This window comes from Bradyrhizobium sp. SK17 (genome assembly GCF_002831585.1).
Taxonomy (GTDB): domain Bacteria; phylum Pseudomonadota; class Alphaproteobacteria; order Rhizobiales; family Xanthobacteraceae; genus Bradyrhizobium.
Map to the genome: position 1 here is coordinate 1,777,025 of NZ_CP025113.1, position 14,186 is coordinate 1,791,210.

Here is a 14,186-nt window from a genome sequence, read left to right on the forward strand (position 1 = left end):
TCTCGCAAACACGCGAGGCGCCGCGGACAGCGCCCCGTCATTATGCGGAGCGACACAGCGGCAAAGCCCTTGAAAACCGCGGCCACCAGCCAACGACTCCGCATAATCCCGCGCTACGCATAATCAGCCTTGCCAACGAAGACGCGGTGCGAAGGGGCGTTGTCGTTGGAGCGAGTCTCCTCGGGGACGATGCGGACGTTCTTGGCCTGAACGCTTAGGGTAACGATTTCGCCGGTGTAGCCGTTTTAGGTCAGCCGTCAACTGTCCTTCTGAAACGAAGCATCGGTGTTTGCTTCGTTATTTGCTGGAGGACACTTCCGAGATGTCCTTTAGCGCGATCGCGGCGCCCCGTGATGGAGCGCCGCGTCGATGGTTGAGCGCTTCAGCGCGACCAGATGAGAGCGAAGCCGTCTTCGTTCTCCACGAGGCTTGCGTAGATCGGAGCGGGGAAGCTCGGATCGTCGAGCTTGAGGGAGTGATACTCCCGGCCCGTCTCCTTGGCGACCTTCTTCCAGGCAGCCCCGATCTCGATGTTGCCGACGAGCGCGCGGAGGTCGGGCGACTTCTCGCTGTCCTTCTCGGCGACGACCAGGCGAGCCTTGACGCTGAGGTTGAGGGTCTTGATGACTCCGGCGAACGAACCGTCTTCGTTGCGGGTGAACGTACCGATCTGAGCCATAGGTCTTCTCCTTTGCTGTATCAGGTCGCGACCATCGCGGCCTTGATGGCGATCGGAAAACACCGGGCGACCGGCCCGCACCCGAAGGGCTGAAACGCAGTGGAAGGCGGCGCAGGGACGAGCTTCTTGCCTCGCGAGGAAGCCGCGCGGAGGCGTTAGCCGAGCACGGCGGGGAAGAAGGTCGTCATCGCGCTGTTGCGGGAACGAGGGCGGGCTGCGCAGCAGCCGAACGCGGTGTGAGATACGCCAGCAAGAAAGGCCGCAATGGACGCACTTCTGGACAGCCCTGCGAAGGAGAGACTCTGGCTTACGGCATAGAAACACCAACGACCACGGTCTGACGGACTATCGAGACACTTCCTGCGCATTGGCCACCCTCGTCATCCGAGAAGCTGCGAGGACGACATGATCCAGCTTCGTCCGGCAACGAGCTATCGGTGCATCGTGCGGCAAGAAGGCTGGGCGGGAAACGACATCATCATCGACCCTCTCCGTGCTCACCGACCGACGATCGTAGCAACTGGGGGCGACGACGGTGATCAAGCTCCTTCGTTAACTGCGCGATGCGGTGCTCGGCCCTGTCGGCACGGCGTTCCGCTTCGGTCGCGCGCCGCAGGAGTCCGGCATTCTCGGTCGCGAGCTGGCGAAGCTGACCCTGCATAATATCGACGGCGATGCGTTGTTCGGCGGCCTTCTCGGCGACGGCGGCGATCCGATCAGGAGCCCGCCGCTGCTGACGGACGCGGATCAGCTCGTCGAGGATATCGCGGTGATTGGCGTAGATGGCATTACGTCCAACGCGCGCCTCCCTCGCGAGAGCTGCGACGGTCAATTGCCGTTCGATCATCGGAGACCCCACGGAGCTGCGGGCCAGGCGGTCGAGGGCAGCGCGCAGCTTCTCGGCTGTCGCTTGCACGCGCCGATCAAGTGGGTTTGCGGCCGTCATCTTCGGCATGGGCTCCTCCTGTAGCGGAAAGATCGGAAAGGACACGCTCGCACTCGGCAATGCGCGTTCTGGCGAGAGCGATGCTCGATGCATCGAGTCGATCGTCGGCGACCAAAGCGATGTTGCGATCAAGGCGCGCTTGCCAGACCGGGCGGTGCCGCTCAGTGACTGCGAAGTTAGCGCAGCTCATGCAGGTGCTCTCGGTGCGCCACAGCGGGTTCGGACCGCGTTCGTCCCCCATGCAAGCGGCGGACTCGACGCGATAGACACAATACCCCCAGTCGCAGACGCCGAGCCGCATGCCGCTCTCCTCGATGAGGAAATCGACATAGCCGGCGAGTTCGCCGTCGCGGGTCCGGCCGCGGAAGCGCGACCGCGACGACAGCATGCGCCCCGCCTTGCCGCCAAGACGCGACGCGGTGAGCAACTCCTCGAGCGCAGATCGCGTCTCGTCGAGTGTTTGCGCATCGACGAGTTCGCCGAGATCAAAATCTGTTCCGACATAGGCGCTGTCGGTCATAATGCGGGTCACATGCCCGAAATGATGCTGCAAGGCATGAAGGCCGGTGCGGTCGCGCTTGCCGACGAAGCGGGCAAAGGTCTTACGGCCTTGGTGCGTGGTCAGACGCCAAGGCGTTCCATCGTCGTTGAGCGGCATGTCGATGAAAGCCGCAAATCTCTCGTTCAGACGGATAACGAGAGAACTGCCCGTTGGGACCTCCGGCACGCGGCGATCGATGATGCCGTTCCCGGCGATGGAGAGCCACAGGTCCAACCGGCCGCTCTGAGCGCGCAAGGGTTCTGAGAGACGGCGCAAGACGTCGACGGCACGCAGAACGGGCGGCGGCGCTGGCCAGAGGTGCGGCACGCCGGCATCGTTGCCGGCGGTCTTGAATATCCGGCCGCGGAGATAAGCAAAGGCTTCCGTCTTATCTGCGGACGGATGCTCCTCGACGCAGTGAGCATTGAGCGTCAGAATCTCCGAGGCTCTTGCGCCGACCAGATAGGCAATGGTGACGAAGCAAGCTTCCTGGATGCGATTGATCAGCCCGCGCAGGTGCCTCGTTCGCGTCAACGGCGGATGCCAGGGCACGTTCTCGCCCTCGATCGTGGAAAACCGAAATGAAGACACGAGTGCCCGGACGGCCTGCCGGTGAACGAAGAAGGAGCGACTTTGATCATCCATGCGAAACGGCACGGCCTGGTCGCGTAGTGCGATCACGTCATCGGCCGGCTGTCCGATGAGTCGGATCGCGGCCGAGACGAGCGGCACGGCGATGGCATCGGGCGTGAATGGCAGGCGCTGCACGGTATGGCGGCTGAATCCGGAATGAGCGCCTACGCGGTCTTCGTCGAACGGGTGCTCTGGTGGTGGGCATGCGAGCTTGCGCCGTTGCTGGTAGAGGGCGAGCAAAAGGTTGGCGTAGTCGTGACGGGTCCCAGGTCTGATCAGCGCGCCATTGTGTCTTCGTCGCCCGGCAATGTCGTGCATGAACCGGGCGGCGGCATCGCGATCGAGGTCGCCGAAGCTGCGCATTGCTTGGCCAGCCATCCATCGGATCAGGATGCGGAGCTTGACGGCCGCGGCAACAAGGGTTCTCGCGCGGGCGTGCCGCCTGCCTGGCGGCGGATCGAGGCGAAGCGACCACAAAAAGATGCGCGCATCTTCCAGCCAGCGGCCCCAACATGGGTCTGTGAAGCGGCTGCCGTCTGGCAGTTCGAAATCCCAATCGATCTGGAGCTGCGATCTCCGCAGGTCGGATCGCAGGCCATCGAGATGCCATTGCGGGTCCGACCATAGCGACTCTGCCGAAACCTTCTGCGGCGGATCAACGTCATGCGTGGGATCAGCTTGGAGCAGCATGATTACTCCAGCTCCGGCAGGGCGGGCATGTCGTTGGCAAGCGCACGCGCGGCCTCATGCATCGCAGCCGGGAAATCCGGAAGGATGTCCTGGGTGAGAATCCGCCACGACGGCGCGTAGAGGAGATTCCACCGTTGGGGGTCGAGCCGGTTGCGGGCTTGTTCGAACCGATCGATGGCGGCGAGGATACGCGCCAGATGTTCAGGGTCGATCGGGATCACGAGACCGGGACACGCAAGGCATCCGCCAAAATGCGGGCACAGGCGCTCGGCGCCATCTCGACCAGGAATGACCGGCGCGAGACAATCATGGGCGAAGGAAGCGGTGCCACGACGTTGGCCAAGCCGCAACGGCGCGCCTATAGGCTTGTCCCCGCGCACCCATGCGATCATCAGGTCTTGCAAGCGAGCGATCGTCTGGCGCTGTAAGCGTGTCGTCTCCTCGCTCTTGAGATACGTCTCGGTCGTCGCGGCGTTGGCGTGATTGAGGATCGATTGGGCCACGAGAATATCGCCGCCGGAGGCGCGATAGTGTTCGGTTGCGACAGTGCCGCGAAACAAAGCGGGCGCAAAGCCGGCGATCCGGGAACGCGTGCTGTCGGGATGTGCCGCGTTCCACTCATCGATGCGATGGTTGGCGCGCTTCGTGAATCGGAGGATAGCGCGCCTGAGGACGGAATGCTCGACCACCTCCGTGCGGCTACGAAGCGAATGGCGGGTGGACTCGGTATAGATGCTGCGCGTCAGAAATAGCCGATCCTGCTGCATGGGCGAAGCATCTGCAACAAGCGGTTCAGTCAGGGCCAGCATCATCGCGATCAGGTTCGGCGCGGCGTATCGTCGACGCCGATCGAACGAGCGGCGCTGCGCCTTCTGGAGACGCGCATTGGTCTTGGCCTTGTTCCAGTCGATGATCACGCGATGCTCGTCGAGCGGATGCGGGATGAGACAGTCGCGACGGATATGACGCAGCGGATCGGGATTGGCGGCGGTCTGGATGGCGATCGCCAGAAAGAACGGAACGAGCGTATCGGTAGTGATGTGAAAATACTGCGTGATGGTGCGATAGCCGCCCCAAGACTTGACGAGCGTGGCGGACTTGATCCCGTGTTCTTCGAGAACAGCCCTGTCGGGCATGCGACCGTCCTCGATGCGGCTGATCCGCCAAATCCATCGATCGAGCCCCTGACCGCGCAGTATCTTGGGCGGAAGCTCGGTGCGCCGGATGACATCCTGCCCATGTTGAAACCGGGCCCAGACCTCGTCGATCTCCTCGTAGCAGGCGCTGAGGATCGCCTTGATCTGATCGGACGGCAGCCGCCGGCGCGGTTGCTGATGCATTCGCCTGCCGGGAAAGGGATTCCAGGGAATCTCAAGATCGCGTGCGAGCGTTCCAGGTCGATTGCGCTGGCACCATGCGAGGAGCGGCCGAAATGTATTGAAGGCCGTGGCATGCGCACCGCGCGGCGCGCGGGAGGTCGACTGCGCCTTGAGCCAGAGCACGTAGCGGCCGAGCGCGGCGGTATCGACATCAGCCGCCGTCTTAATCGTCTCATCGTCGACAACGTAGCGGGCAAAGCGGAGGATCGCTGCCCAGGTCGTTCGGCGGGTCGTGGGCCTTTGGCCGACGCCATGCTCTCGGAAAGCCTGGACCATGAGCCCGCGCAGGTCGGCAGGCAGGCCGGAAAGCTGCTCGGGGTCGAACCGTTGGATTGGCCGACCTCCGGCATCGGTGAATATGACCTTATCGGTGATGAGGTCAGTTGCCGCATTGTCCGGCGCCGCAACCGTGATGCGCCGATTGATCGACTTCCTTTTACGCGCGGCCATGAGGCACCAACTCGCCGTAAAGATAGGCCAGGCTCTCGGCGAGCGTGTCGGCATGAAGTTCGACGCAGCGCAGATAGATTGCCGTTGACTGAATCGAGGCGTGTCCGAGCAGGACCTGCACAATCTTCAGCGGATTGAGATCTGGTGTTGTCGCCGCCTGCTTCTGCAGGCGCACGAGCATGGTCATCGCAAATGTATGGCGCAACCAATGGCCCGATCCTGTCAGCCCTGCCGCCTGAAAGGCCGTGCTGAACGCAGCGGAGAACCTCGCTCTCGACACGGGATCGCCGTTGCTGTTGAGGAACAGCGCTGATGACGGCCGATAACCGGGGCGGGTTCTGCGTCGGAGCTTCACCAGCGCCGCACGCTGTTCTCCTGCATACCAGTGGGTTCGGTCGATCAGCCGCAGCGGCGGATAGACGGTGCGCGGCCGGTCGCCCTTGGTCACGGTCAGCGGCATTCCGACGAGTGGGTCCACGTCGATGTCCACGTGAGCAACATCCGGCACCTGATGGAGCTGCAAGCCGCATAGTTCCTTGCGGCGCATGCCCGTGGCCAAAGCCCATTCGGCGATCAGGTCATAGGGCGACGAAAGATGCTGAAAAAGCGATTGGAGTTGATCGACGCGCAGCGGTCGCGGCAGACGTTCAACCTCCGAAACCGTCAGAGTGTTCGCCATCACGGTCGCAGGCCGATGATGCAAATGCGCCAGCATGCCCTGACGACGCACTGAGCGGAGCGACACCTCAACGTAGTCGAAGGGCAATGCTTCGATCAGACCGCGTCGATGCGCCCATGTATAAAAGCGGCAGACCGTCCGGATACGATCGTTCACGGTGGACCGGGCATAAGGTCGCCCGGTATGAGGGCTCGGCGTTGCCAGCATCCGATTCCGGTAGCCGGCGATCGTTCCCTCATCGGCGAGGCGCCAGTCCAGCTCGCTCTGCTCCAGGCTGTCGAACCAGTCATGCAGGTGCTCGCTATACGTCCTCAGCGTCTCCATCGCATGCGAGCGGCCGGGAATGGTGGCGAGTTCGATCAGGTAGCCGAAGGCAGGTTCGACAATCGACATCTGCGCGTCGAGCAAGATGGGGAAGCCTGCCGGAATCCCTTCAACACCGGGCACTGCCCGTACAATCGAAACCATCCTGCTCTCCGGTGACGAAGCACCCGGAGGTGCAAGAGGACATCGACATCGCCCAAGTGCTTACCGTGTCGATGAAACTGACAGATGACAGCACGCGAATAAAAGATACACGGAGCGCCTTCGGCGCGAGTCTTCCTTGAGATGCGAGGGGTTCCCCTCGCGCTCTCCCGTTCGCCACGTGGCAGAGGTGCAGGACTTCGCCTGCACCCCTTCAAATAGCTTGTCGTGTCGCCGCCGCGTCAAGCGTTGTCCTCGCTACGCTGCGGGAACGCTTGACTCGGACGTCTGCGTGCCAGGCTCTCAGGCAATGCCGCTAAAGGACACTTCTCAGCACATGACCTAAGTTGTTGCCGGTCTTCTTGAAGGTGCCGATGGTCGCCATGATAGTTCTCCTTGAACTCTGTTCCGAGCCCGCACCATTGCGGTCTCGATGGCGATCGGCAGGCCGGAGGCGATCGACGCGACATCGCTTGCGACCGCAGCGCAGCGGAGGATGGGGGCCAGGCGACTTTGTTGTTTCGCGAGGAATGACGGCACAGCCGGCAGGGGAAGAAAGTCGATAGGCGCCATTGCCGCATAGGCGATCGAGGCGCAGCCGGCCTTCGGTCAGATCAGCCCATTGAAGAGGCCGTTTTGGAGCGGTCGGTTAGACAGAGATTGATCAAGGAGAACGTGGCGGGCACGGCGCTGCCGTCACGATTTCGGCAGCAACAGAGTCGGCGATTCCACGGAGCGGTTCCAGGCTTGACCGCGTCCCGATGCCGACAGAGCTCTGGCAAGAAAGCCAGCGCACCGATGCTTTGATCGCGCGACCGAACAGCGTCACGCTGCTCCAGCGGAAGACTGCGATGACGCGACACGGGTCGGCCGAGGCTTAGGTCTGCGCGCCTATCGCCATCTCGGGGTTTCGATGACGGGGGGCGGCGCGGTGAAGATCGGCCGAAGGTTCCACCCTCCGCTGCTGTTAGCGTTAGGCACGCGCCAAGCCCCGCCCCGACTGTCCGGGCGCTGCCATAGCTGTCACCCGAACGAACGCGGTGATGCCAACGGCAATCGCACCGACGACGGAAAAGATGACCTGCCACGTATCGGAGGGCATGGTGTGCTGCACGATGCCGTGGGTGGCGTGATAGCCGGCGAGCGCCGCGGGCGCGACGAATGCGAACGCGATCGCGAGGCGCAGCCAGAGCGGCCTCGCGAAGGCGAGTAGGAACTGGCTGATGCCGAACGTCAGTGCGGCGGCAACCAGGCCAACGACGATGCCGCCGATCCAGCCTGCGCCGGTCTGATAGGCCCAGACTCCGGCAGTGACGCCGACGAAGGCAGGCAGCGCGAATACAGCAAGGGTGAACAAGAGCCAGCAGAGCATGCCAATGGCGGCGATGCTGGCGAGGATGCCAATGAAGATCATGGCGATGGTCTCCCGTGAGAAAAGGTCTGACGGTCGCGCCTTCCACCACCACCCCGGCGCGACCACGAGTATAGCCGCAAACAGGCGTCAGCAGGAGTGGAAATCCCGCTGGCCTTCTGCGATGCAGCTTACGTGGCACTACGCCCCTTCATGGTTGGAAGGGGTCGAATTCGTGGATCACGGCGCCGGGATCGCCGTCATATTCGGCGGCCGGCATGACGCCATAGTTGCCAGTGTCAGCATGAAAGACGACCACGCAGACCATGAGGGTGGTGGCGAGGTTCCAACCGTTAGCGAAAGCGAGGGATTGAGACATCGATCCGGCTCCTGTGCAGAGGCGGGGACCATCCCCGCGCGACAGGCGCCCGATGTGTTCGGCAGAGGGCCGCAATCACCGCGAAGGCGAAGACGCAGCGGCGGCACGCTTCGCGTAAGCCGACCCTTTACGGGTTGATGGCGTCAGGCCTGTTATTCGGCCTGCAATAGTGACCCCCTGAGCCGGGGGATCGGCGTCCAAAATTGACCCCCTATAGATTGGCTGTTGCGCTGCCTGCTTTGTCATGAAGCAGGTGGTCGGGGATGCTGATCGTGGAGACGATTGCGCGGATACGGCGCGAGCACTTCATCAAGGGCAAGACGATCAAGGAGATCGCCCGTGACCTGAAGGTGTCGCGGAACACGGTCCGGAAGGTGCTGAGATCCGGAGAGACTTCGTTCGAGTATGAGCGTCAGGTGCAGCCGCGGCCCAAGCTTGGACGATGGGCGGCGGAACTCGATGAACTGCTGGCGGCGAACGCAGCCAAATCCGCGCGCGAACAACTGACGCTGATCCGGATCTTCGAAGAGTTGCGCGGACGCGGCTATGACGGCGGCTACGATGCCGTGCGGCGTTACGCCAGGCGCTGGAGCAAGGAGCGCGGGCAATCGACGGCGGCGGCCTATGTCCCGCTGAGTTTTGCGCCAGGAGAAGCCTATCAGTTCGACTGGAGCCACGAGATCGTTCTCCTCAACGGCGTGACGGTACTCGTGAAGGTCGCCCACGTCCGGCTGTGTCATAGCCGCATGCTGTTCGTGCGCGCCTATCCGCGCGAGACGCAGGAGATGGTGTTCGACGCCCACGACCGGGCGTTCGCACTGTTCAAGGGCACCTGCAGTCGCGGCATCTACGACAACATGAAGACGGCGGTGGAGACGATCTTCGTCGGCAAGGATCGCCGCTACAATCGCCGCTTCCTGCAGATGTGCAGCCACTATCTCGTCGACCCGGTCGCCTGCACGCCGGCGTCGGGCTGGGAGAAGGGCCAGGTGGAGAACCAGGTCGGGTTGGTCCGGGAACGCTTCTTCACGCCGCGGCTGCGGTTCAAAAAGCTGGACGAACTCAACGCCTGGCTGCTCGACAAATGCATCGCCTACGCCAAGGCGCATCGGCATCCGGAGCTGTCCGATCAGACGATCTGGGATGTGTTCGAAGCCGAACGGCCGAAGCTCGTTCCCTATGCCGGTCGGTTCGACGGATTCCATGCGGTGCCGGCATCGGTCTCCAAAACCTGCCTGGTGCGCTTCGACAATAACAAATACTCGGTCGCGGCCAGCGCCGTCGGACGTCCGGTCGAGGTTCAAGCCTATGCCGACCGTATCGTCATCCGTCAGGATGGACGGATCGTTGCGGAGCATCCGCGGTCGTTCGGACGCGGCGAGACGACCTACGATCCCTGGCACTACGTGCCGGTGCTCGCGCGCAAACCCGGGGCCTTGCGTAACGGCGCACCCTTCAAGGACTGGGTGCTGCCGGCCGCGATCGAACGGATCCGGCGCAGGCTCGCCAGCACCGACGACGGCAATCGACAGATGGTCGACATCCTCAATGCGGTGCTGACTGACGGTTTGTCGGCGGTCGAAGCCGCCTGCGCCGAGGCGCTTGGTCACGGCGTCCATTCCGCTGACGTCGTTCTCAACATCCTGGCTCGCCAACGCGAACCCGCTGCACCGGCCAACATCATGACGCCGGCGGCACTGACGCTCCGCCATGCGCCGATCGCCGATTGCGCCCGCTACGACAACCTCCGGAGGACCATCTGATGGAACGAACCCAAATCTTCGACCTCATGGGCGAGCTCAAACTCTACGGCATGAGGGCTGCCTTCGACGAGATCATGGCGACGGCCGTCAAGCGCCAGCACGAACCTCAGCGCATCGTCGGCGACCTGCTCAGCGCCGAGATCAACGAGAAGCAGGCGCGGTCGATCAAGTACCAGCTCACCATCGCCAAGCTGCCGTTGGCCAAGGATCTCGACGACTTCCAGTTCGAAGGCACGCCGATCAATCAGACGCTCGTCAACGATCTCGCCGTCGGCGGCTTCATCGCCCAGCAGCGCAACGTCGTGCTCGTCGGCGGCACCGAGCCCGCTTCATAATGCTCACCTTTCTATCTCGTTAGAGTTCCAGTTCTTTTTGTAGCGGATTGCCGGACGGCGGACGTCTGAGGCGCCGCGCGGTGGCAGCTCGTTTGACGTCAGGACGCTCAAGATCGGCTGCTTTGATGATCCAAGGTGCCCCTTTGCAAAGCTGGCTCGCCGCGAGCTGGCCGTCCTTGATCAGACGTCGCACGGTTGACGGGCTGACGGAGAGGGCCGCGGCCGCCTCGTCCAGAGTGACCTCGCCGCGGTCGCGGCGCTCGCCTTCGCGATAGGCTGCGATGTCGTTGTGGCTGCGCAAGCTGCACACTCGCGACTTGGTCCAGCCATTGCCGCGCCCCGTGGTCTTGCCGGAGCGGTTGAGCACCGACGCGATTGCTTTGTCCGGCATCTGCCGCGCCAGCACGCGCACGAGATCGACTGTCTCTCCCGTTGCGCTCCAGCGGTGCTGGCCGGAGCGATTCTTCTTGACCTTGAGAGCGGAGTGGTCGCCGCCGTGCCAGCGGATCACCAGATCGAGCGCGTTGTCCTCGACGCGGACGACGATCTCGTCGATCAGCGTTCGCACGATCCGCTTGCGCGTCTCGGGTGCCACGCCGGCACTTGACCAAGCACGCTCCAGGTCGGCGCCTAGCGTCATCAGCCGCTCCCTGTCAGCAGGTGTGAGATCAACAGCGGGCGAAGCCGTCAGTCCCTCCAGCTCGGTCTCCAGATTGCGCACGACCGCCAGCCGGTCGTTCCATCGCTTTTCCAGCTCGGCGGCGACGAGGCGGTTGTCGGGATCGACGGCATCGTATTGGCGGCGCGCGCGCCCCACCTCATAGCGAGCCTGCTCCAGCGCCAGCTCGACTTGGCCGCGTTTGTCTTCGTTCGCACGGCTGCGCGCAGCCTGCGCGGCGAGTGCCGCCTCGATACCGAGCGGCTGCAGGCGCTCGATCACCTCGGCGGCCACGTCACGATCGATCCGCATGCCGCCGAACGAGATGCAAGGGTCACCGCCATGATTGTTGGCGCCGCCCCGACAATGGTAGCGACCGGTGTTGCCGTTCTTGCCGGAGTAGGCGACGTGAAGTTTGCGCCCACAATGGCCACAGCGCAGCAGGCCGGCGAGCAGAGCCTCACCTCGGCGCAGGGCACCGCGGCTCATCGGGTTCTTGCCGTTGGCGTTGTCCGCAATCAGGCCGAGGTTCCTCTCATGGTCCGCCCAGCTCAGATAACCCTCATGATGGTTCGGGATCAACACCTCCCAATCCTTGCGCTCCTTCTTGAAGCCGCGAACCACCTTCTTGCGGCCGGCCTCGATGCTGATGCGGCTGCCGGTGCGCCCGAATGCATACGCGCCGGCATAGATTGGGTTGGTCAGAATGTGCAGGATCGTGTTGTAGACCGGCAGCTTCCACTCGACCAGGCGGCCTTCGGCGCCATAGGTGACGGCGGGCAACGGAACGCGCTCGTGTCTGAACCAGAGGTGCACCTGACGCACCGACTGCATCTCGGTGAACTTGGCGAAGACGAGCGCGATCGCCTCGCCGACGCGCCGATCCGGGTCCTTCTCGATGCGGTTGTGGCCGACCCGCACGTAGCCGACGGCGACCGTCATGAACAGCTCGCCCCGGCGCGCCTTCTGCTTCAGCGCTTCGAGCGAGCGCTGGCGCAGTACCGACAACTCCATCTCGCTCATGGTGCCCTTCATGCCGAGCAGTAGGCGATCGTTGGGCTGTCGCGGATCGTAGACGCCGTCCTCGTCGGCGATCAGTGTGCCGACGAGACCGCAGAACTCAAGCAGCGTGTGCCAGTCACGACCGTTGCGTGCGAGCCGCGACGCCTCGATCGAGACCACGACCCCGACGCGGACCTCACAGATGGCGGCCAGCAGCTTCTCGAAGCCGGGCCGCGCGACGCCACCGCCGGAGCGGCCGAGATCGTCATCGATGACGGCAACATCGCTCCAGCCCAGCTGTCGCGCGCGCTCCGGCAAATTGTACTGACGGCGCTTACTTTCCAGGTTGTGGACGACCTGATCAGGCGTCGACTGACGGATGTAGACGACGGCCTGACGGGCGAGGTGCTCAGGCGTGATCTTGCTCATCAGCGGCCTCCCTCGTCTCTGTGGTTGGCGTGCCCGTCTCGATATTGGCGCCGTCGGCGAGGGCCTCGACCAGCAGCCCCTCGATCAGGCGGACGAGAGTGCTTCTCTGCGACGCCGGAATCTCCGGCGTCTGGCGATCCTCCTCGAACAGGCCCCGTTGCAAGTGGCGTCTTGGTTGCATGATCCCCTCCTTCACGCGGGGGCCATGCCCCGCCTTGAGAGGCGATAAGCACATCGATTCGCGCCCGCAGCTCGACGAGCCTTTCGACAGCCAACCGAGGGCTTGCTGTGAGCGTTGCAGAGCGAGCAATATCCTCGCTCATCCAGGCCGGGATCAGGGCGAGTGTCCCGTCGGGCTGCACCACGACCAGATGGTCCTCGCCGGCGAAGCGCTTGCGGTGCTCGACCTGCACCATCTGCCCGGCCCGAGGATGGAACGGATAGAGGATCAAAACCTCGAACGCCGGACACCCGGCATTGTGACGCTGTCTCGACCGGCACGGGCAAAACCCACCTGGCCATCGCAATCGCCAGAAGCTGCATCCGATCCGGCGCCCGCGGTCGCTTCTACAACGTGGTCGACCTCGTCAACCGCCTCGAGATCGAGACCCGTAACGGACGTCAGGGCCGGCTTGCCGAACATCTGACCCGGATGGACTTCATCGTGCTGGACGAACTCGGATATCTGCCCTTCGCCCAATCCGGCGGCCAGCTTCTGTTCCATCTCGTCAGTCGGCTCTATGAGCGCGCTTCCGTCATCGTCACTACCAATCTCGCCTTCGGCGAATGGCCCAGCGTGTTCGGCGACGCCAAGATGACCACCGCGCTGCTCGATCGGTTGACCCACCACTGCGACATCGTCGAGACCGGCAACGACAGCTGGCGCTTCAAAAGCCGCGACGACGATCACGCCGCCCGCGCTCGTCTCGTCTCCGCAATCCCGGCCAGCTCCGACGAGTCGAGCGCTACCCTCAAATCACGCCGCGCGAAGGGGTCAAAATTGGACGCCGATACGGGGTCAAATTTGTAAGCCGATTGACAGTCAGGCCCTCGGCCGGACCAAGGATCAGCGCTACTGCGAGCAGGGTGGCGCCCGCCGGCAGGAGTCCGGTTGTCAGGGCCGCGTGGCTCTCGGCTGGAACATCGTTACCGTCACGATGCGACGGCTGATCGGCTAGAATGGACTGTGAGTCGGCGCGCGGTAGAGGTCGTCACAATCACTCGAGCCGCAACAGACAAAACGTAAGGGAGCAAGGCATGGGAGAGATCAACATCCCTCGCGATCAACAGAATGCCCTCAAAGCGATAGACACCAACGATCTGGACAGGCTTGTCGATCAGGCGATCCGGGAAGAACGATCGGGCGATCTGCATGGTCTCCCTCTCACAAGCTGCGGTCCTTACATCTCGACAAAACTCCATTACTTCGAACAGGCGCTGGCGAAACACCGCGTGGCCAAGGCGCCACGAAAGCGGGCGGAAACAGGAGACGCCCTTCGACGTGCAGGCCATGATTTGTCCTTCGCCGTCGGGCCATGAAGCAACGGCTGGAAACCGAACGGAAGGAAGCGCAGCTCTTCATCGTCGATGACCAGATCATACCGCCTCATCGCTTCAGCAAGCATCTGAGTGTCAGGGTGAGCTATCGGTGGCGCCGAACTGTCGATGACGAGTGGACGTTTGGCAGCATAACGTTCGTCCACGACGTCGATCTTCGTCCGGACTATACGACACCGGCCCCAAGCGAAAGCCGAGCGCCGCCAAGCAGGAGCAGGACCTACAAAACAGGCTATATCAAACCTGGGAG

The 14,186-nt window shown here is 63.2% G+C and carries 10 protein-coding genes and 5 pseudogenes; 4 read left to right on the forward strand and 11 right to left on the reverse strand.

What is annotated here, in order from left to right:
- Nucleotides 1-122 precede the first annotated feature (122 nt).
- From CWS35_RS08380 to CWS35_RS39450, 8 genes and pseudogenes are all read right to left on the reverse strand, one after another.
- Nucleotides 123-245, reverse strand: a pseudogene (locus CWS35_RS08380) (DUF736 family protein); the annotation flags it as partial.
- Between the two features lie 137 nt (nt 246-382).
- Nucleotides 383-679 (reverse strand): DUF736 domain-containing protein, encoded by a 297-nt coding sequence (locus CWS35_RS08385; RefSeq protein ID WP_043854942.1) that lies wholly within the window; start codon nt 677-679, stop codon nt 383-385.
- Between the two features lie 478 nt (nt 680-1,157).
- On the reverse strand, nt 1,158-1,634 hold the full coding sequence (locus CWS35_RS38870; RefSeq protein WP_063928869.1) for a hypothetical protein: 477 nt from the start codon (nt 1,632-1,634) through the stop codon (nt 1,158-1,160).
- Nucleotides 1,603-3,489 (reverse strand): integrase, encoded by a 1,887-nt coding sequence (locus CWS35_RS08395; RefSeq protein WP_043854944.1) that lies wholly within the window; start codon nt 3,487-3,489, stop codon nt 1,603-1,605. The genes CWS35_RS38870 and CWS35_RS08395 overlap by 32 nt, the downstream gene beginning before the upstream one ends.
- Nucleotides 3,490-3,491: 2 nt before the next feature.
- On the reverse strand, nt 3,492-5,372 hold the full coding sequence (locus tag CWS35_RS08400; protein ID WP_157817097.1) for a site-specific integrase: 1,881 nt from the start codon (nt 5,370-5,372) through the stop codon (nt 3,492-3,494).
- Nucleotides 5,305-6,465 carry a tyrosine-type recombinase/integrase gene (locus CWS35_RS08405; protein WP_043854945.1) on the reverse strand — a complete coding sequence of 387 codons (1,161 nt, stop codon included), beginning with the start codon at nt 6,463-6,465 and terminating at the stop codon, nt 5,305-5,307. The genes CWS35_RS08400 and CWS35_RS08405 overlap by 68 nt, the downstream gene beginning before the upstream one ends.
- A 970-nt stretch (nt 6,466-7,435) precedes the next feature.
- A complete protein-coding gene (locus CWS35_RS08415; protein ID WP_046193800.1) occupies nt 7,436-7,876 on the reverse strand; it encodes a hypothetical protein in 441 nt (146 codons plus the stop codon).
- Nucleotides 7,877-8,024: 148 nt separating this feature from the next.
- Nucleotides 8,025-8,192 carry a hypothetical protein gene (locus CWS35_RS39450; RefSeq protein WP_168226284.1) on the reverse strand — a complete coding sequence of 56 codons (168 nt, stop codon included), beginning with the start codon at nt 8,190-8,192 and terminating at the stop codon, nt 8,025-8,027.
- A gap of 263 nt (nt 8,193-8,455) precedes the next feature.
- Between CWS35_RS39450 and istA the strand changes: the two are divergent.
- Together istA and CWS35_RS08425 are read left to right on the forward strand one after the other, a co-directional pair.
- Nucleotides 8,456-9,946: pseudogene (gene istA / locus CWS35_RS08420) on the forward strand (IS21 family transposase); the annotation flags it as partial.
- 8 nt (nt 9,947-9,954) lie between these two features.
- Nucleotides 9,955-10,275: pseudogene (locus CWS35_RS08425) on the forward strand (ATP-binding protein); the annotation flags it as partial.
- 34 nt (nt 10,276-10,309) lie between these two features.
- Here CWS35_RS08425 and CWS35_RS08430 read toward each other — a convergent pair.
- The 3 genes and pseudogenes from CWS35_RS08430 to CWS35_RS40590 form a co-directional block, all read right to left on the reverse strand.
- A complete protein-coding gene (locus CWS35_RS08430; RefSeq protein ID WP_100951630.1) occupies nt 10,310-12,379 on the reverse strand; it encodes a recombinase family protein in 2,070 nt (689 codons plus the stop codon).
- Nucleotides 12,360-12,560 (reverse strand): hypothetical protein, encoded by a 201-nt coding sequence (locus tag CWS35_RS08435; protein WP_151650822.1) that lies wholly within the window; start codon nt 12,558-12,560, stop codon nt 12,360-12,362. Before CWS35_RS08435 ends, CWS35_RS08430 begins: the two co-directional genes overlap by 20 nt.
- A 64-nt stretch (nt 12,561-12,624) precedes the next feature.
- Nucleotides 12,625-12,906, reverse strand: a pseudogene (locus CWS35_RS40590) (DUF5372 family protein); the annotation flags it as partial.
- Between CWS35_RS40590 and CWS35_RS08440 the strand changes: the two are divergent.
- Together CWS35_RS08440 and CWS35_RS40025 are read left to right on the forward strand one after the other, a co-directional pair.
- Nucleotides 12,873-13,409: pseudogene (locus CWS35_RS08440) on the forward strand (ATP-binding protein); the annotation flags it as partial. The pseudogenes CWS35_RS40590 and CWS35_RS08440 sit on opposite strands and share 34 nt — an antisense overlap.
- 227 nt (nt 13,410-13,636) lie before the next feature.
- Nucleotides 13,637-13,918, forward strand: a complete 282-nt coding sequence (locus CWS35_RS40025) for a hypothetical protein (protein ID WP_200894502.1) — start codon at nt 13,637-13,639, stop codon at nt 13,916-13,918.
- The last annotated feature ends 268 nt before the right edge of the window (nt 13,919-14,186 follow it).

Bases quoted from the DNA above. Each gene is read 5' to 3' on its own strand.
- CWS35_RS39450 (WP_168226284.1), bottom strand. From the start codon at position 8,192: ATGTCTCAATCCCTCGCTTTCGCTAACGGTTGGAACCTCGCCACCACC.
- CWS35_RS38870 (WP_063928869.1), bottom strand. From the start codon at position 1,634: ATGCCGAAGATGACGGCCGCAAACCCACTTGATCGGCGCGTGCAAGCG.
- CWS35_RS08430 (WP_100951630.1), bottom strand. From the start codon at position 12,379: ATGAGCAAGATCACGCCTGAGCACCTCGCCCGTCAGGCCGTCGTCTAC.
- CWS35_RS40025 (WP_200894502.1), top strand. From the start codon at position 13,637: ATGGGAGAGATCAACATCCCTCGCGATCAACAGAATGCCCTCAAAGCG.
- CWS35_RS08405 (WP_043854945.1), bottom strand. From the start codon at position 6,465: ATGGTTTCGATTGTACGGGCAGTGCCCGGTGTTGAAGGGATTCCGGCA.
- CWS35_RS08435 (WP_151650822.1), bottom strand. From the start codon at position 12,560: ATGCAACCAAGACGCCACTTGCAACGGGGCCTGTTCGAGGAGGATCGC.
- CWS35_RS08415 (WP_046193800.1), bottom strand. From the start codon at position 7,876: ATGATCTTCATTGGCATCCTCGCCAGCATCGCCGCCATTGGCATGCTC.
- CWS35_RS08395 (WP_043854944.1), bottom strand. From the start codon at position 3,489: ATGCTGCTCCAAGCTGATCCCACGCATGACGTTGATCCGCCGCAGAAG.
- CWS35_RS08400 (WP_157817097.1), bottom strand. From the start codon at position 5,372: ATGCCGACACGCTCGCCGAGAGCCTGGCCTATCTTTACGGCGAGTTGG.
- CWS35_RS08385 (WP_043854942.1), bottom strand. From the start codon at position 679: ATGGCTCAGATCGGTACGTTCACCCGCAACGAAGACGGTTCGTTCGCC.